The organism is Pseudomonas sp. HS6-2, from assembly GCF_049325675.2.
Taxonomy (GTDB): domain Bacteria; phylum Pseudomonadota; class Gammaproteobacteria; order Pseudomonadales; family Pseudomonadaceae; genus Aquipseudomonas; species Aquipseudomonas putida_N.
Window position 1 is genome coordinate 581299 of the sequence record NZ_CM143906.1, and the last position, 16563, is coordinate 597861.

The following is a 16563-nucleotide window of genomic DNA, read 5'->3' on the forward strand; positions in this document are numbered from 1 at the left end:
GCCCGCATGCTCGCGGGCTTTTTTGTGGGTGAAGACTTTGTATTGTCTGTGCCGGCCTCTTCGCGGGTGAACCCGCGAAGAGGCAGTCCAGATATCAGGCCCGGCGCTCGTGCATCCGCGCCAACTGACGCTCCAGCATCGAAGGGTAAGGCTCCATCAGCCGCTCCACACAGCAAGCCCCTTCAGGGCTGGCAATCGGGCGGATGCGGGCGCGCTTGCGGATCAGTTCGTCATCACTGATCTGTCGCTCCACCAACAGCAGGTTGCGGCTGTGTTGCGACAGAGCCAGCGCGTCCTGGGCCTTTTCGGCCATCAGCAGGTCGACCTGTTCCAGCCCCTGCAGGTCATCACCCAGGGCCAGGCCCAGCTGCAGTTGCAGGGTGATGCCACTGTCGGCCACTTCGATCTGCAGGGCATGGCCCAGCGCACGCAGCAGCTCACCACAGCAGATGGCGTTGGTCAGGTAATCCTCACCGCAGTCGCGGCTGTGGAACAGCACCAGCGTGCTGCCATCGTTGAGCGTGTGGATGTCGCCTTCATACAGCGAGGCAGCCTGCTCCAGGCAGCCACGATAGCGTTCCAGCAGCTCGGTCAGGCGCGTGCGGGGCAGGCGACGCAGTTGCTCCTGGGAGCCCAGTTGAACGGCCAGCACAGCAGTGTTCTGTGGCTCGTCGGACTCGATCACGGCAGGCTTGGACGCTGGTTGCTCCTCGTCGTCCAGCAGTCCGGCGAAGGCCTCGTCGTCGTCCTCGTCCGCCTGGACCACGGCCTTGGCGCGCTGTGCGGGCTTGGCCGGGGCTTCGTCGTGCAGGTCTTCGAACTCGTCTTCGTCCTCTTCTTCCTCCGGTTCCGGCTCGGGCGGAGGTGGCGGCGCCAGGCGCGCATGTAGCTGGCGAGCGATGTCGCCGATCTCGTCCTGGCGGTCGATGGCCGGGGTGTAGGGGTGCGGGTCACGCAGCCATACCCGCAGCTGCAGCAGCGGCAGGGTGATATGGCGACCTTGGCGCAGGCTCAGGCTCAGCGCCAGGGCCAGCAGGATGGCGGCGAGGATGCCCATGCTCTGCAGGCTGATCAGCATCGGCTGCTGGAACTGGCTCATGTCCAAGCTGATGCGCAGCTGACCGGCGGTCACGTCCTGGAACGTGATCTTGGTCTGGTACAGGCCTTCGGCTTCGCCCAGCAGGCTGTTGCGCGGGCGCTGGCCGGCCTCGGCGAGGATTCGGTTATCCACGCTGTAGATGGCCGCATGGGCCACCAGCGGGTTCTTCACCAGGTTGCCCAGCAACACGTTGAGGCTGAGGATGTCATTGGACACCAGCAGCTCGGTCGCCGAGGTGGCGGTCTGGGTGGTCAGGCTCTGGCCGAGGGCGTCGGCCTGCTCGTGCATGGCCTGCTTGAACTGCAGGCCCATCACGCAGGCGTAGATCACCAGCGCCAGCGCCACCAGGAAAATGTTGGTGGTGGCGATGCGTAGTGCCAGGGGCACACGACGTTGGCGCAGGGCTCGGAAGATCATGATGAAGAAGTTGTCGGTTTTGACGGGCGTGGGCCGGTTCACAGAGCGCGGCTCTTAATGGCATAAAAGTGTTGGGCAGTATAGCGAGCAGTGTTTTGTCGGCAAAGTAGAGTTGGTGCCCGATGGTCATGGAAAATCGGTAGAATGCGCATTTTTCATCGAAGTCGGAGCCAGGTTGTGCGCGAAATCGTTCTGATCAACATCACCGGTGAGGACCGTCCGGGTCTCACCGCCGCCATTACCGGCGTCCTGCTCCAGGGCGGTGTGAACATCCTCGACATCGGCCTGGCGGTCATGCACGGCACCCTGTCGTTCGGCATCCTGGTCGATATCCCGGATAACGAAGTGGCTACCGGCCTGCTGCAAAGCGTGCAGTCCAAGGCCCACGAGCTGAACCTGCAAGCGCGTTACACGCCGATCTCCGAAGCCGACTACCAGCATTGGGCCGATGCCCAGGGCGAGGCGCGACATATCGCGACCCTGCTCAGCCGCAAGATCACCCCCGAGCAACTGCAACGGGTCAGCGCCGTCATCAGCCAGTATGGCCTGACCATCGAACGTATCGAGCGCCTGTCGGCGCGGGTTACCCTGGGCGCTCCGAGTGAGAAGGGCAAGGCGGCGCTGGAAATTTCCGTGCGTGGCGTGCCGAGTGACGCCCAGGCACTGCGTGCTGAGTTCTTCGCGTTGTCCGAAGAGTTGAACATCGACATCGCGTTCCAGAAGGACGACTTGTTCCGTCGCAACCGCCGCCTGGCGGTGTTCGACATGGACTCGACGCTGATCGAGGCTGAAGTCATCGATGAACTGGCAAAGGCCGCCGGCGTGGGTGAGCAGGTTGCCGCAATCACCGAGCGGGCCATGCGTGGCGAGCTGGACTTCCGCGCCAGCTTCAAGGAGCGCATGGCGCTGCTCAAGGGCCTGGATGTCGGCGTACTCGACGAGATCGGTGCTTCCCTGCGCCTGACCGAAGGTGCCGAGAACCTGTTCGCCGAGCTCAAGCGCCTGGGCTACAAGACGGCCATCCTGTCCGGTGGTTTCTCGTACTTCGCCAAGCAGGTGCAGGCGCGCCTGGGCATCGATTACGTGTTCGCCAACGAACTTGAAGTGGTTGATGGCAAGGTGACCGGCGTGGCCGTGGAGCCGATCGTCGATGCCCAGCGCAAGGCCGACCTGCTGCAACAGCTGGCCAGTGAAGAAGGCCTGCAGCTGGAACAGACCATCGCCGTGGGCGATGGCGCCAACGACCTGCCAATGCTGTCGCTGGCCGGCCTGGGCGTGGCCTTCCGCGCCAAGCCGCTGGTGCGCCAGTCGGCCAAGCAGGCGATTTCCACCCTGGGGCTGGATGGCGTGCTGTACCTGCTGGGCCTGCGCGACCGCGACGCCCGCGGCTGATCCGCCGTTAAAAAAAGGCCCTGCATGCGCATGCAGGGCCTTTTTTATTGCCAGGATCAAGCCTGTGCAGGGGTTGCCAGCAGTTCACCCATGCGCACAGCCGAAGCTGCACCCAGGGTCTGGGCCCATTTCACTTGCTCCGGCCCGAACAGCACGATTGCGGTCGAACCCAGCTTGAAGCGGCCCAGTTCGGCGCCTTTTTCCAGGTGAATCGGCGCACGGCTTTCTTCGTCGTAACGGAAGGTCTTCAGCTCACGCTTTGGCGGAGTGACCAGGCCTGCCCACACGGTCTCGATCGAAGCGACGATCATGGCGCCGACCAGGACCACGGCCATTGGCCCGCGCTCGGTATCGAACAGGCACACCACGCGCTCGTTGCGGGCGAACAGCTCCGGAACGTTCTCGGCAGTGGTCTGGTTGACCGAGAACAGGCGGCCCGGCACGTAGACCATCTCACGCAGGGTGCCGGCCAGCGGCATGTGCACGCGGTGGTAATCCTTCGGCGACAGGTAGATGGTGGCGAACTCACCGCCCATGAACGGCGCGGCCAGTGCCGGATCACCGCCGAGCAACTCAAGCGCGCTGAAACTGTGGCCCTTGGCCTGGAAGATACGACCGTGTTCGATCGGGCCCAACTGGCTGACGGCACCGTCGGCCGGGCAGAGAATTGCGCCTGGGGTTTCGTCCAGCGGGCGTGCACCTGGTTTCAGGGCGCGGGTGAAGAAGGCGTTGAAGTGCTCGTAGGCGGTGAGGTCTTCGACCAGCGCTTCGCTCATGTTCACCTGGTAGCGTTTGGCGAACCAGGCGGTGAAGGCGTTCTTGAACCAGCGCGCACGGCACTCGGCGACGCAGCCAGCCAGGCGCGACAGCAAGTGGTGCGGCAGCAGGTACTGGCTGAGGATGAACAGACGGGATTTCATTGAGTTGATTGTCCTTGAACTTCGACAGGCGTGTCCGGGTGGTTGCCCCATTCGCTCCACGAACCGGCATAGGCCTTGATGCGTGGGTAGCCGAGGGACTTGGCCACCAGGTAGGTGAAACCGGAGCGGCGGTGGGTCTGGCAGTGGGTGATCACTTCCTTGTCAGGTGTGATGCCCAATTGTTGCAGGACTTCAGCGATGTCCTTGCGGATGCGCAGATGGTCGTTGAGGTCCATACCGGCCGTCCACTCGAAATTGACGGCGCCGGGAATGTGCCCGGCTTTGGCGGCCAGGACTTTTTCGCCGTTGAATTCCTGCGGGCCGCGGGCATCCCAGACCACCAGGTCATTGGCGCCCAGACGGCTTTGCAGATATTCGCGTGTGGCAGTCGGCTCGCTGTGCAGTTGCAGGTGCACAGGGCCGTTGCCCGGCATTGGCACGTCAGTGGAGAGCTTGTCCGCTGGCCAGGCATGGATGCCGCCATTGAGGTAGTGGTAGCGCGAATGGCCGATGACATCGAGCAGCCAGATGAAGCGCCCGGCCCAGCCGCCACCTTCGTCGTCATACACCACGTAGACGGCATCGTCACGGTGGCCCAGTTCGCTGAACAGCTTTTCCAGATCGGCCAGGGCCGGGAGCAGGCCGGGCGCTGGAGGCTGGCCGAGTTGGGTGCGCTTGCCCTCGACGAAGCGGGCGCCGGGGATGTGCCCGCTGACATAGCGGTTGGCGCTGCTCAGGTCGACCAGGATCAGCTGGGGTGAATCCAGGCGCGGCAGCAGGTCTGCGGCTTCGATCACCAAAGGCAGGCCGGAAAAGTCAGTCATCCACGTTCTCCAGTGTGGAAAGAGAGGCGATTGTAGCGCAAGGCTCAGGCGCCGCGGTTGGCAAACACCGCCAGCGCACGCTCGATACATTGCGAAGTCTTGCCGAAGGCCTGCACGCTGACATCGGCCAGTGGTTTGCCACCCTGGTCGGCCACCGCCAGCATCAATACCTGGTCACCGACGGCCAGCGAGCGCAGCAACAGGTGTTCGCTGTGGAACAGCGCACGCAGCGGTGCCGGCAGCAGAGCCGAGAACTGGGCGTGGTTCTCGGGCGTCAGGCGCAGCTGGCCGACTTTGCTCATGAGCTTTTGCAGCAGCTTGTTCTGCTCGATATCCAGAGCGATGCCCCCGGCTTCCTTGGGCAGGCCGGCGATCTGCTGCACGCGCAGGTAATCGTCGGTCTTGCCCAGGCTCAGCAGCATGATGCGCTGCATCCCGCAGGCTTTCAGCGCTTCGCACGCGTGGGTGGCGAGGTGGACGGCATTGGTGAACGGGCTCGGTTGTGCCAGCAGTTCCTGGCACAGCTTGCGCCAGCGGCCAAGCGCTTCACTGGAAGGCGGTGGCGGGGTGAGCATGTCCGGGTGCGGGCGACGCTGGTCCCAGGGCCAGATCAGCGCCTCGGCAGGGTGGAACAGGGCATGGCGGGCGTGGCGCCGGGCACTGGCCGCTGCTTGTTGGTGAACCTGCTGTTGCACGTCTTCCAGCGAGGTCTGCAGGTACAGCGCGGTCAGCAGTTGCCAGCGCAGCAGATGCGGGTTGTCCCAGCCCACCTGCGCCGCCAGCGCCAGGTTGTTGGCCAGCAGCACAGTATTGGCCGGTTCGTTGAACCAGCGGCGCAAACCGGGTGCTTCGTCCAGGTGATGCTGCTGGCTGAGCGGGTCTTCTTCGCGCGCGATGCTCAGTACCAAGGCCAGTTGGTCGCGCTCTTCGAGCAGCAGGCGATAGCCTTGGGTCACCCATTTGGGCAGGCGCCAGTGTTCGGCCATGGCCTGGCACAGGGCGAAGATGCGCACGCCGAACAGTTCCTGCTCCACGTCTGCCGCGGGTTCGCCCTTGTGGATGACCCGCAGCTCCCAGGCGTCCAGCAGCTTGGGGTACGCCAGGGCCAGCGGCCACAGAGGGGCGAGGAATAGCAGGCTGCCCCAGTGGATCTCCTGCCACAGTCGCGCCAGGCGGCTGGCAAAAAGACCGTTGGCCTGTTGCGCGGCGTGCTGGCTGATCAGCAGGAACTGGCGCAGCACCGGCGGAATGTCGTCTTCCGGCAGGGCCGGCAGGCGCATCAGCAGTTCCTTGCTGCGCCCAAGGCCCAGGCGATTCAGGGCGACTTCCAGGCTTTCGGCGGGCTCGGCCTGGCTGGCGTTGGCGGGGTGGTTGGCCTCGCGCATCACCGACAACACCAGGGCGGGGCTGTCTTGCATCAGTTCAGCGATGTCGCGCAACGAGCGGCGATTGTCGTTTATCGCGCTCAGGACCCGGTCGTAGCTCTGCTTCGGGACCGGTACACGAACACCGTCGAGCAGCTTGACCCAGGCTTCTACAGTACGCGGATTCTGAGTGGGCACCTTGGATTCCATTGGCATTTTGACATCAGTCCGAACTGGCTTTTCGCTTTTAGTGGCTATAGTCTGGCGCAGTTCTGCCGATAAGTAGAAGAAGAGTTTTAAAGCTCCCGTCCCTCTCCCTGACCACGACAGCAAGTGCTTTGATCCTATGGCTAAAATTATCGGCATCATCGTCGTATTCGCGAGCGTGCTCGGCGGATATGTACTCTCCCACGGCAAGATCGCGGCGCTGATCCAGCCGTTCGAAGTGCTGATCATCGGCGGTGCGGCCTTTGGCGCCTTCATGCAGGCCAACCCTGGTTACATGACCATGCATGTGATCAAGAAGTCGATGAAGATGTTTGGCTCACGCTTTTCCCATACGTTCTACCTGGAAGTACTGGGCCTGGTGTATGAGATCCTCAACAAGAGCCGTCGCGAAGGCATGATGGCGATCGAGAGCGATATCGAAGACGCCGCCGCCAGCCCGATCTTCGCCAAGTACCCGGCGGTGCTGGGCGACGAGCGCATGACCGCGTTCATCTGCGACTACCTGCGCATCATGTCGACCGGCAACATGGCGCCCCATGAGCTCGAAGGCCTGTTCGACATGGAACTGCTGAGCATGAAGGAAGAGCTCGAGCACCCGTCGCATGCGGTCACCGGCATCGCCGACGGCATGCCTGGCTTTGGTATCGTCGCGGCGGTATTGGGTATCGTGGTGACCATGGCATCGCTCGGCGATGGCGACCAGAAGGCCATCGGTATGCACGTTGGTGCGGCGCTGGTCGGTACCTTCTTCGGTATTCTCGCGGCCTATGGCTTCTTCGGCCCGCTGGCCAAGTGCCTTGAGCACGATGCCAAGGAAGAGCTCAACCTCTACGAATCTATCAAGGCCTCGCTGGTGGCCTCGGCGTCTGGCATGCCGCCTTCGCTGGCTGTCGAGTTCGGGCGCAAGGTGCTGTACCCGAAGCATCGCCCAAGCTTTGCCGAGCTGGAACAAGCGGTTCGCGGTCGCTGAGTCATGGAGAACAATCAGCCGATAATCATCAAGCGCGTCAAGCGCTTCGGTGGCGGGCACCATGGCGGCGCCTGGAAGATCGCCTTTGCCGACTTCGCCACGGCGATGATGGCGTTCTTCCTGGTGCTGTGGCTGTTATCCACAGCCACGCCTGAACAGAAGATCGCCATTGCCGGCTACTTCAAGGACCCGATCGGTTTTTCCGAGAGTGGCACGCCTTACATCATCGACCTGGGTGGCTCGCCGCAGCTCGCACCGGAAAAGACCATCAACCCGGAGCAGAAGACCGAGCCCACGCCTGACACCAGCATCCAGCTGGACAAGGACCAGGTCGAGACCATGGCCGAGCAGGTCGAGCGCGAGCGCCTCGAGTTGCTGCTGCAGGAGCTGCAGAACAAGGTCGAGGAAAACCCGCAACTGCAGAAGTTCAAGGACCAGATCCTGTTCGAAATTACCCAGGACGGCCTGCGCATCCAGATCATGGATGCCGAGAACCGGCCGATGTTCGACATCGGCAGTGCGCGCCTGCAGCCGTATTTCGAAGACATCCTGCTGGCCATGGCCGACACCATCAAAGCGGTACCGAACAAGATCAGTATCAGTGGGCACACCGATGCCAAACCGTACTCCGGTACTGGCGACTTTGGTAACTGGGAGCTCTCGGCCAACCGTGCCAATGCTGCCCGTCGAGCCTTGGTTGCCGGTGGCTACCCGGATGGCCAGGTGGCCCGGGTGGTGGGGTATGCCTCGTCGTCGTTGTTCGATCGCAAGGACCCGTTCAACCCGGTCAACCGGCGTATCGACATCATCGTCCTGACCAAGAAGGCGCAGCGCAACATCGAGGGTGAGCAGGGTACACCCGAGGCGCCAGCCCAGCCGACTCCGCCAGTCGGTGCAGCGCCTGGGGCTGCGGCCCCGGCAGCGCCGGCGGCAGGGGATGCTGCGGCCCACGCGCCGATGCAGCCGCGTGAGCTGCGGCAAAAGCTCAACATCTTCGAGGATGGGACTTTGAAGATGGACGAGCAAAAGGATCAGTAGGCCTGGGGGCGCAGAGCGCCCCAGGGTTCCTCAACCATCCTGGCCGGCACGGGCCGCGGTAAACTGCCTGGCGATCAGTAGCTGTCTTCCGGCAGGCTGGCGATGATCGAGCGGTAGCTGTTCATCCGCTGCGCCTTGATACGCCCATCTTCGAGGGCCTTGAGCAGTGCGCAGCCTGGTTCGCGATCATGCTTGCAGTCGCGGAAGCGGCAGGTGCCGAACAAGTCGCGGAATTCGATGAAGCCATCTTCCACGTCGTCGCGGCTGACATGGCCGAGGCCGAATTCGCGGATGCCCGGCGAGTCGATCAGGTCGCCGCCGTTGGGGAAGTGATACAGACGCGCTGTGGTGGTGGTGTGCTGGCCCTGGCCAGACCATTCGGACAGGTCGCCGACGCGGGTGCCGGCCTCTGGCAGCAGGCTGTTGACCAGCGACGACTTGCCGACGCCCGACTGGCCGACGAACACGCTGATGTGCCCGTCGAGCATCTGTTGCAGGCGCAGCATGCCGTCGCCGTGGTGAGCGGAGACTTCCAGCAGCGGGTAGCCCAGGTCGCGGTAGACTTCGAGCAGTGCGTGCAGGCCCGGGCCGTTCTCTGCGTCGATCAGGTCGGCCTTGTTCAGCAGCAGCAGCGGGCGGATGCCGGCGTGCTCGGCGGCCACCAGGTAACGGTCGATCAGGTTCGGGTGCGGCTCTGGCGCCGGGGCGAAGACGATCACGATCAGGTCGACGTTGGCCGCGACCGGCTTGAGCTGACCGTGGTTGTTCGGCCGGCACAGCTCGGTGCTGCGCGGCATCTGCGCGACGATCACGCCGATGCCCTGGTTGCCGGCACGCCAGACTACGCGGTCGCCCGTGACCAGCGCTGGCAGGTTGGCCCGCAGGTGGCAGCGGAATACCTGGCCAGCAGCTTCGCCGTCCTGGGCTTCCACCTCGACCTGCACACCGAAGTGGGCGATCACCAGGCCCAATTGTTCCGGCCCCAGGTCACCGCCCTCCAGTTCCTGCAGCGCGTGCTGCTCGCGTTTGGCGGCGCGAGCGGCGCGTTCGTTCTGGATTTTTTCGATACGCCAGTTCTGGCGACGATTGAGCTGGCGTTTGGCCATGGACCTTCCAAGGTGGGGCAAGTTGAAAACGGCAGGCAGTTTAGCACGCCCGCTCGCTGACCATTCTGGTTACCTTTGCGCCGCGCATGCGCAGGCTGGCCTCGCTAGGCTAATATGACGGCCTATACGAGGAGCCCCTTCATGCAGAATCCACAGAACCTGATCTGGATCGATCTGGAAATGACCGGCCTGGATCCGGATCACGACGTCATCATCGAGATGGCCACCATCGTCACCGACAGCGAGCTCAACACCCTGGCCGAAGGCCCGGTGATCGCCATCCACCACAGTGACGAAGTGCTGGCGCGCATGGACGCCTGGAACACCCGCACCCATGGCGCTTCGGGCCTGACCCAGCGCGTGCGTGACAGCAAGATCAGCATGGCCGAAGCCGAAGCGCAGACCATCGCCTTCCTCGAGCAGTGGGTGCCAAAAGGCAAGTCGCCGATCTGCGGCAACAGCATCTGCCAGGATCGCCGCTTCCTCTATCGGCACATGCGCGGCCTGGAAAACTACTTCCACTATCGCAACCTCGATGTCTCCACCCTGAAAGAGCTGGCCGCACGCTGGGCGCCGGATGTGCGCGACAGCTTCAAGAAGGGCAGCACCCACCTGGCGCTGGACGATATCCGCGAGTCGATCGCCGAACTGCGTCACTACCGCGAGCATTTCATCAAGGTGTGAGTCGAAAGGGCGCAGATATTGTGCTCGCGCCCTCTTTTGGTGCCACAGGCAACTGGTTAGACTGCGCGCCTTTCCCGCACGGACCCGCGCCATGTTGTTGATGCTCTACCTGATCGCCATTACCGCCGAAGCCATGACCGGTGCCCTGTCCGCCGGCCGCCGCGGCATGGACTGGTTTGGCGTGGTGCTGATCGCCTGCGTGACCGCTCTGGGTGGCGGCTCGGTGCGCGACGTGCTGCTTGGGCATTACCCGCTGACTTGGGTAAAGCACCCGGAATACCTGGTATTGACCAGCTGCGCCGCGCTCCTGACGATTTTCATCGCGCCGATGATGCGACGTTTGCGTTCGCTGTTCCTGGTGCTGGATGCCTTGGGCCTGGTGGCCTTTACCCTGATTGGCTGCATGACCGCGCTGGAGATGGGGCAGGGCATGCTGGTGGCGTCGATCAGCGGGGTGATCACCGGGGTGTTTGGTGGGATCCTGCGGGACATCTTCTGCAACGACATTCCGCTGGTGTTCCGTCGCGAGTTGTATGCCAGCGTGTCGTTCGCGGCGGCCTGGTTCTATCTGGGCTGCGTGTACTTCAAGCTACCGGCGGAGCAGGCGATGCTGCTGACCTTGTTCGGTGGCTTCCTGGTGCGCTTGCTGGCGATCCGTTTCCATTGGGAAATGCCCAAGTTCCACTACAACGATCAGCAATAATCCCTATATCCAGGTCTGGCGCGTCCCCTGTAGGAGTTGCTACTGGTTACCGTGCCGGGCCAGCGCCCACTCCACATGCTCGCGTACCAGTTCTGACTCATCTTCCCGCCGGGCCTTTAACGCTTCGATCACCGGAATTGTCGAAGGCGCATTACCCAGCCCCACGGCCAGGTTGCGCAAGAATCGCTCATACCCCGCCCGCCGCAACGGCCCGCCTTCGGTCTTGCGCAGGAAGGTGCGCTCGTCCCACAGGAACATTTCAGCCAGCTCGGCATTTTCCAGCCCATGTCGCGGCTGGAAGTCCTGTTCCTTGCTGTGATTGGCAAAGCGGTTCCAGGGGCAGACGATCTGGCAGTCATCGCAGCCGAACACACGATTGCCCATCATTGAGCGCAGTTCGACCGGAATAGGGCCGCGCAACTCGATGGTCAGGTAGGAGATGCAGCGCCGCGCATCCAGCACGTAGGGCCCGACGAACGCCTGGGTCGGGCATATGTCCAGGCACGCCTGGCAGCGCCCGCAGTGTTCACTGGTATGCGCCTCGTCCACCGGCAGCGGCAGGTCGACGAACAGTTCAGCAAGGAAGAAGTAGCTGCCGGCCTTGCGGTTGAGCAGCAGGGTATTCTTACCGATCCAGCCCAGCCCGGCTTGCTCGGCCAGGGCCTTCTCCAGCACCGGGGCGCTGTCGACGAAGGCGCGGTAGCCGAAGGGGCCGATCGCTTCCTGGATGCGGTCCGCCAGGAACTGCACGCGCTTGCGCACCAGCTTGTGGTAGTCGCGGCCCAGCGCGTAGCGCGACACGTAGGCTTTTTCCGGCTGGGCCAGGCGTTGCGCCATCTGCGTGTCGCCGGGCAGGTAGTCCATGCGCAGCGACACCACGCGTACCGTGCCGGGAATCAGCTGGTCGGGGTGGGCGCGTTTGCTGCCATGGGCGCCGAGGTACTCCATTTCGCCCTGGTAGCCGGCCTCGAGCCAGCGTTGCAGGTGCTGTTCGTGTTCGCCAAGGTCGACACCGGCGATGCCGACGTGGGCAAAACCGAGTTCTTGGCCCCAGATCTTGATGGATTGGGCCAGTTGGGCGAGGTCAGGAGTACAGGCGGACATGGATGGGCAGGCAATACGGGCTCAGGTGCGTATAATTCTGCCAGACATTGGAGCCTTTGACCCCATGCCGCAGACCAAACACCCCAGCAATGCCCCGCAACTGCTCAGCAGCGTGACCGTCGCACGCCTGCCAGCGCGCCATGCGCATGCCCATAAAGGCGATTTCGGCCATGTGCTGGTCGTCGGTGGCGACCTGGGCACCGGCGGCGCCGTGCTGCTCAGTGCCGAGGCTGCGCTGCGCTGCGGTGCCGGGCTGGTCAGCGTGGCGACGCGCCCGGAGCACGTCATCGCCGGGCTGGCGCGCATGCCTGAAACCATGTGCCTGGGGGTCGATTCGGCCAATCAGTTGGTCGGAGTGCTGGAGCGTGCCTCGGTGCTGGTGGTGGGGCCCGGGCTGGGTCAGGCTGCCTGGGGCCGTAGCCTGCTGTCTGCGGTGGCCAACGCCGAGCGGCCGCAGGTGTGGGATGCCGACGCCCTGAACCTGCTGGCCCGCACGCCACTGGCGCTACCCAGTGGCAGCATCCTCACCCCGCACCCGGGGGAGGCGGCGCGGCTGTTGGGCATTTCCACCGAGGCCGTGCAGGCCGATCGCCCGGGGGCGGCGCGCAAGCTGGCACGTCGCTATGCCAGCGTCTGCGTGCTCAAGGGGGCTGGCACCCTGGTGGCAGACTCCGCCGGCCAGCTGGTGCTGTGCAATCGAGGGCATCCGGCGATGGCCGGTGCCGGGCTGGGGGACGTGCTGACCGGCGTGCTGGCGGCGTTGCTGGCCCAGGGGCTTGATGCCTGGAGCGCGGCTGGCCTGGGGGTATGGCTGCACGCCTGTGCAGGAGAGCGCCTGGGCGTCAAAGGTAGAGGCCTGGCAGCCAGTGATCTGGCGCCGGTCATTCGTGAATTGTTGGAGGAGCATTCTGCGTGTCTGGCTTAACCCTGTTTCTGGCCGATGAAGCGGCCACGGTCGATTTCGGCGCAAAAATGGCCGAGGTGACCGGCGGTCGTGGCGTGATTTTCCTGGAAGGCGATCTGGGGGCGGGCAAGACCACGCTCTCGCGTGGCCTGATCCGTGGGCTGGGCCATACTGGTGCAGTGAAAAGTCCGACTTTCACCGTGGTAGAACCCTACGAAATCGGTGAAGTACGCGCCTTCCATTTCGACCTGTATCGTCTGGTCGACCCGGAAGAGCTGGAGTTCATGGGCATTCGTGACTATTTCGACGGCGATCCGCTGTGCCTGTTCGAATGGCCACAAAAGGGTGCGGGCGTTTTGCCAAAGCCCGACCTGACCATTACCATAAGCCCCCAAGCGAGCGGCCGCTCGCTTGACCTTACGCCGCAGGGGGCTCGCGGCGAGGCCTGGTGCACTGCACTGGCCGAACACTATAAACAGTAAGTGGGGTAGGTATGCGCATACGCGCACTGGTCGCTGTCGTTGGATTGCTGCTGACAGCGGTGACCGTTGACGCTCTGGCCGTCACTCAAGTCAAGAGCGTGCGCCTGTGGCGCGCGCCGGACAACACGCGGTTGGTCTTCGATCTGTCTGGCCCCGTGCAGCATAGCGTCTTCACCCTTAGTGCACCCGATCGCCTGGTGATCGACATCAATGGCGCGACCCTGGCCGCGCCGCTGAACGTGTCGACCGCCAATACGCCGATCAGCAGTGTACGCTCGGCTCAGCGTACCCCTACCGACCTGCGTGTGGTGGTCGACCTGAAGAAGTCGGTCACGCCCAAGAGCTTCACCCTGGCGCCCAATGCCCAGTACGGTAACCGCCTGGTGGTCGACCTGTATGACCAGGAGGCCGATGCCATCGCTGCCACGGCGCCGACCCCGCCGCCAACCCCGGTGCAGACTCCGGCAACCACGCCAGCGGTACCGGTAAGCCCGGCACAGCCCGCAATCAAGCTGCCGCCAGTGCCGAGTGGCAAGCGCGACATCGTGGTCGCCATCGATGCCGGTCATGGCGGTGAAGACCCAGGCGCATCCGGCTCGCGCGGTCAGCACGAGAAAGACATCGTGCTGCAGATCGCCAAGGAGTTGCAGCGCCAGATCAACACCGAGAAGGGTTACCGCGCCGAGCTGACCCGCACCGGTGACTACTTCATCCCGCTGCGCAAGCGCACCGAGATCGCCCGCAAGAAGGGTGCCGACCTGTTCATCTCGATCCACGCCGACGCCGCACCATCGCGTGCTGCCTTTGGCGCCTCGGTGTTCGCCCTGTCCGACCGTGGCGCCACGTCCGAGACTGCGCGCTGGCTGGCCGACACGGAAAACCGTTCCGACCTGATCGGTGGTGCTGGCAACGTCAGCCTCGACGACAAGGACCGCATGCTCGCGGGCGTGCTGCTCGACCTGTCGATGACTGCCACGCTGAGTTCCAGCCTGAACGTCGGGCAAAAAGTGCTTGGCAACATGGGGCGAGTCACTTCGCTGCACAAGCAGCGGGTAGAACAAGCGGGCTTCATGGTGCTGAAGTCGCCGGACATCCCGTCGATCCTCGTTGAAACCGGGTTCATCTCGAACAACAACGAGGCGGCCAAGCTGGCCACCGCCAGCCATCAGCAGGCGTTGGCGCGTTCGATTCATACTGGCGTGCGTCAGTACTTCCAGCAGAACCCGCCGCCTGGCACTTACATTGCCTGGCTGCGTGACAGCGGCAAGATTGCCCAGGGGCCGCGTGAGCACACCGTGCGCCCGGGCGAAACCCTGGCGATGCTTGCTGTACGCTATCAGGTCAGCGTGACCAGCTTGCGCAGCACCAACAGCCTCAAGACCGATGAGCTGAAGGTCGGCCAGCACCTCGATATCCCCGCTACCACACTGGCTTCGCAATGAGTGGCGGTTCGCGCATCCAGCTGCTCAGCCCGCGGCTGGCCAACCAGATTGCCGCCGGCGAGGTGGTTGAGCGCCCGGCGTCGGTGGCCAAGGAACTGTTGGAAAACAGCCTGGACTCCGGTGCCCGGCGCATTGACGTGGAAGTCGAGCAGGGTGGTGTGAAGCTGCTGCGGGTGCGTGACGATGGCAGCGGCATTTCCGCCGACGACCTGCCGCTGGCCCTGGCCCGTCACGCCACCAGCAAGATTCGCGAGCTGGAAGACCTTGAAGGCGTACTGAGCCTGGGCTTCCGGGGTGAGGCGCTGGCATCGATCAGCTCGGTGGCACGCTTGACCTTGACTTCGCGTACTGCCAGCGCTGGCGAAGCCTGGCAGGTCGAGACCGAAGGCCGTGACATGACCCCGCGGGTGCAACCCGCCGCGCATCCGGTCGGCACTTCGGTGGAAGTGCGCGATCTGTTCTTCAATACCCCGGCCCGGCGCAAGTTCCTCAAGGCCGAAAAGACCGAATTCGATCACCTGCAGGAAGTCATCCGTCGCCTGGCCCTGGCCCGCTTCGATGTCGGCTTCCACCTGCGCCACAATGGCAAGAGCATCCTCAGCCTGCATGAGGCGCATGACGAAACTGCCCGTGCGCGGCGGGTCGGCGCCATCTGCGGCCCAGGCTTCATGGAGCAGGCGCTGCCGATCGACGTCGAACGCAATGGCCTGAGGTTGTGGGGCTGGGTTGGCCTGCCGACGTTCTCGCGCAGCCAGGCCGATCTGCAGTACTTCTTTGTCAACGGCCGTGCGGTGCGCGACAAGCTGGTCGCCCATGCCGTGCGCCAGGCCTATCGCGACGTACTGTTCAACGGCCGGCACCCGACCTTCGTGCTGTTCCTCGAACTCGAGCCGAATGGCGTCGATGTCAACGTGCATCCGACCAAGCACGAAGTGCGCTTCCGCGAAGGACGCTCGGTGCATGACTTCCTCTATGGCACGCTGCACCGTGCCCTGGCTGACGTGCGTCCGGAGGACCAACTGGCTGCACCTGCCGCCGTGCCTGAAGCGGTTCGCCCGACTGGGCAGCAGGTCGGTGAGTTCGGCCCGCAGGGAGAAATGCGCCTGGCCTCGCCAGTGCTGGAGCAGCCACAGCATTCCATTTCCAATGGCGGCAGTGGCGCCGGCTACCAGTACCAGTACACCCCGCGCCCGTCGCAGCCGTTGCCGGCTGCCGAGTCCCAGGCGGTCTACCGCGAGTTCTACAAACCGCTGAACGAGGGCGCGCCAACGGCTTCGGCACTGCCGGAAAGCCAGGGCGACATCCCGCCGCTGGGTTATGCCCTGGCCCAGCTGAAGGGCATCTACATCCTCGCCGAGAATGCCGTCGGCTTGGTACTGGTGGACATGCACGCGGCCCACGAGCGCATCATGTACGAGCGCCTCAAGGTAGCCATGGCCAGCGAGGGCCTCAGCGGCCAGCCGCTGCTGGTGCCGGAAACCCTGGCGCTGAGCCAGCGCGAAGCCGACTGTGCCGAGGAACACGGCCAGTGGTTTCAGCGCCTGGGCTTCGAGCTGCAGCGCCTGGGCCCCGAGACACTGGCGGTCCGCCAGATCCCGGCGCTGCTCAAGCAGGCTGAGGCCAATCGCCTGGTCCAGGACGTGCTCGCCGACCTGATGGAATACGGCACCAGCGACCGCATCCAGGCGCACCTCAATGAACTGCTCGGCACCATGGCCTGCCATGGCGCCGTGCGCGCCAACCGACGCCTGGCCATTCCCGAGATGAACGCCCTGCTGCGCGACATGGAAAACACCGAACGCAGCGGCCAGTGCAACCATGGCCGTCCGACCTGGACCCAGATGGGCCTGGACGACCTGGACAAACTATTCCTGCGCGGTCGATGA

At 64.0% G+C, this 16563-nt stretch carries 15 protein-coding genes; 9 read left to right on the forward strand and 6 right to left on the reverse strand.

The genetic code is table 11. The features are described 5' to 3' along the window. Positions 1-94 precede the first annotated feature (94 nt). Positions 95-1558 (reverse strand): histidine kinase, encoded by a 1464-nt coding sequence (locus tag ACOKS3_RS02610; RefSeq protein WP_422763772.1) that lies wholly within the window; start codon positions 1556-1558, stop codon positions 95-97. A gap of 135 nt (positions 1559-1693) precedes the next feature. Here ACOKS3_RS02610 and serB point away from each other — a divergent pair, with 135 nt between their 5' ends. Next, positions 1694-2908 (forward strand): phosphoserine phosphatase SerB, encoded by a 1215-nt coding sequence (gene serB, locus ACOKS3_RS02615; RefSeq protein WP_181004441.1) that lies wholly within the window; start codon positions 1694-1696, stop codon positions 2906-2908. 56 nt (positions 2909-2964) lie between these two features. On the opposite strand, the gene asd is transcribed toward serB, so the two are convergent. Genes asd through ACOKS3_RS02630 form a run of 3 tightly spaced genes read right to left on the reverse strand, consistent with a single transcriptional unit; the run spans position 2965 to position 6232 of the window. Then, a complete protein-coding gene (gene asd / locus ACOKS3_RS02620) occupies positions 2965-3828 on the reverse strand; it encodes an archaetidylserine decarboxylase (protein WP_103445908.1) in 864 nt (287 codons plus the stop codon). Continuing rightward, positions 3825-4652: a rhodanese-like domain-containing protein gene (locus ACOKS3_RS02625; RefSeq protein ID WP_103445907.1), complete on the reverse strand. Its 828-nt coding sequence runs from the start codon at positions 4650-4652 to the stop codon at positions 3825-3827. The genes asd and ACOKS3_RS02625 overlap by 4 nt, the downstream gene beginning before the upstream one ends. A gap of 44 nt (positions 4653-4696) precedes the next feature. Beyond that, a complete protein-coding gene (locus ACOKS3_RS02630) occupies positions 4697-6232 on the reverse strand; it encodes an HDOD domain-containing protein (protein WP_422763771.1) in 1536 nt (511 codons plus the stop codon). Positions 6233-6362: 130 nt separating this feature from the next. On the opposite strand from ACOKS3_RS02630, the gene motA reads away from it, so the two are divergent. Both motA and motB read left to right on the forward strand, forming a co-directional pair. Next, the gene (gene motA / locus ACOKS3_RS02635; RefSeq protein ID WP_103445905.1) at positions 6363-7214 is read left to right on the forward strand and encodes a flagellar motor stator protein MotA; all 852 of its coding nucleotides are present in this window, start codon (positions 6363-6365) and stop codon (positions 7212-7214) included. 3 nt (positions 7215-7217) lie between these two features. After that, the gene (motB, locus tag ACOKS3_RS02640) at positions 7218-8252 is read left to right on the forward strand and encodes a flagellar motor protein MotB (protein ID WP_422763770.1); all 1035 of its coding nucleotides are present in this window, start codon (positions 7218-7220) and stop codon (positions 8250-8252) included. 74 nt (positions 8253-8326) lie between these two features. Here the strand turns inward: motB and rsgA are convergent, their stop codons facing one another. Further along, positions 8327-9358, reverse strand: a complete 1032-nt coding sequence (rsgA, locus tag ACOKS3_RS02645; protein WP_103445903.1) for a small ribosomal subunit biogenesis GTPase RsgA — start codon at positions 9356-9358, stop codon at positions 8327-8329. Between the two features lie 141 nt (positions 9359-9499). Here rsgA and orn point away from each other — a divergent pair, with 141 nt between their 5' ends. Together orn and ACOKS3_RS02655 are read left to right on the forward strand one after the other, a co-directional pair. Next, the gene (gene orn, locus ACOKS3_RS02650) at positions 9500-10042 is read left to right on the forward strand and encodes an oligoribonuclease (RefSeq protein WP_103445902.1); all 543 of its coding nucleotides are present in this window, start codon (positions 9500-9502) and stop codon (positions 10040-10042) included. A 91-nt stretch (positions 10043-10133) separates the two neighbouring features. Continuing rightward, complete coding sequence (locus ACOKS3_RS02655; protein ID WP_103445901.1) at positions 10134-10745, forward strand: trimeric intracellular cation channel family protein; 612 nt, start codon at positions 10134-10136, stop codon at positions 10743-10745. Positions 10746-10784: 39 nt separating this feature from the next. Here ACOKS3_RS02655 and queG read toward each other — a convergent pair whose 3' ends face one another. Continuing rightward, positions 10785-11849 (reverse strand): tRNA epoxyqueuosine(34) reductase QueG, encoded by a 1065-nt coding sequence (gene queG / locus ACOKS3_RS02660; protein WP_103445900.1) that lies wholly within the window; start codon positions 11847-11849, stop codon positions 10785-10787. A 64-nt stretch (positions 11850-11913) separates the two neighbouring features. On the opposite strand from queG, the gene ACOKS3_RS02665 reads away from it, so the two are divergent. From ACOKS3_RS02665 to mutL, 4 genes are read left to right on the forward strand one after another with little or no spacing between them, the layout of a single operon-like run. Then, positions 11914-12774 carry an NAD(P)H-hydrate dehydratase gene (locus ACOKS3_RS02665; RefSeq protein ID WP_103445899.1) on the forward strand — a complete coding sequence of 287 codons (861 nt, stop codon included), beginning with the start codon at positions 11914-11916 and terminating at the stop codon, positions 12772-12774. A 2-nt stretch (positions 12775-12776) separates the two neighbouring features. Then, positions 12777-13235: a tRNA (adenosine(37)-N6)-threonylcarbamoyltransferase complex ATPase subunit type 1 TsaE gene (gene tsaE / locus ACOKS3_RS02670; RefSeq protein ID WP_374755350.1), complete on the forward strand. Its 459-nt coding sequence runs from the start codon at positions 12777-12779 to the stop codon at positions 13233-13235. 11 nt (positions 13236-13246) lie between these two features. After that, positions 13247-14677 carry an N-acetylmuramoyl-L-alanine amidase gene (locus tag ACOKS3_RS02675; protein WP_103445897.1) on the forward strand — a complete coding sequence of 477 codons (1431 nt, stop codon included), beginning with the start codon at positions 13247-13249 and terminating at the stop codon, positions 14675-14677. Beyond that, on the forward strand, positions 14674-16563 hold the full coding sequence (mutL, locus tag ACOKS3_RS02680) for a DNA mismatch repair endonuclease MutL (RefSeq protein ID WP_103445896.1): 1890 nt from the start codon (positions 14674-14676) through the stop codon (positions 16561-16563). The genes ACOKS3_RS02675 and mutL overlap by 4 nt, the downstream gene beginning before the upstream one ends.

Excerpts from the sequence above, each read along its gene's own strand:
- asd (WP_103445908.1), bottom strand. The coding sequence starts at position 3,828 with ATGAAATCCCGTCTGTTCATCCTCAGCCAGTACCTGCTGCCGCACCAC.
- ACOKS3_RS02625 (WP_103445907.1), bottom strand. The coding sequence starts at position 4,652 with ATGACTGACTTTTCCGGCCTGCCTTTGGTGATCGAAGCCGCAGACCTG.
- ACOKS3_RS02630 (WP_422763771.1), bottom strand. The coding sequence starts at position 6,232 with ATGCCAATGGAATCCAAGGTGCCCACTCAGAATCCGCGTACTGTAGAA.
- motA (WP_103445905.1), top strand. The coding sequence starts at position 6,363 with ATGGCTAAAATTATCGGCATCATCGTCGTATTCGCGAGCGTGCTCGGC.
- motB (WP_422763770.1), top strand. The coding sequence starts at position 7,218 with ATGGAGAACAATCAGCCGATAATCATCAAGCGCGTCAAGCGCTTCGGT.
- rsgA (WP_103445903.1), bottom strand. The coding sequence starts at position 9,358 with ATGGCCAAACGCCAGCTCAATCGTCGCCAGAACTGGCGTATCGAAAAA.
- orn (WP_103445902.1), top strand. The coding sequence starts at position 9,500 with ATGCAGAATCCACAGAACCTGATCTGGATCGATCTGGAAATGACCGGC.
- ACOKS3_RS02655 (WP_103445901.1), top strand. The coding sequence starts at position 10,134 with ATGTTGTTGATGCTCTACCTGATCGCCATTACCGCCGAAGCCATGACC.
- queG (WP_103445900.1), bottom strand. The coding sequence starts at position 11,849 with ATGTCCGCCTGTACTCCTGACCTCGCCCAACTGGCCCAATCCATCAAG.
- ACOKS3_RS02665 (WP_103445899.1), top strand. The coding sequence starts at position 11,914 with ATGCCGCAGACCAAACACCCCAGCAATGCCCCGCAACTGCTCAGCAGC.
- ACOKS3_RS02675 (WP_103445897.1), top strand. The coding sequence starts at position 13,247 with ATGCGCATACGCGCACTGGTCGCTGTCGTTGGATTGCTGCTGACAGCG.
- mutL (WP_103445896.1), top strand. The coding sequence starts at position 14,674 with ATGAGTGGCGGTTCGCGCATCCAGCTGCTCAGCCCGCGGCTGGCCAAC.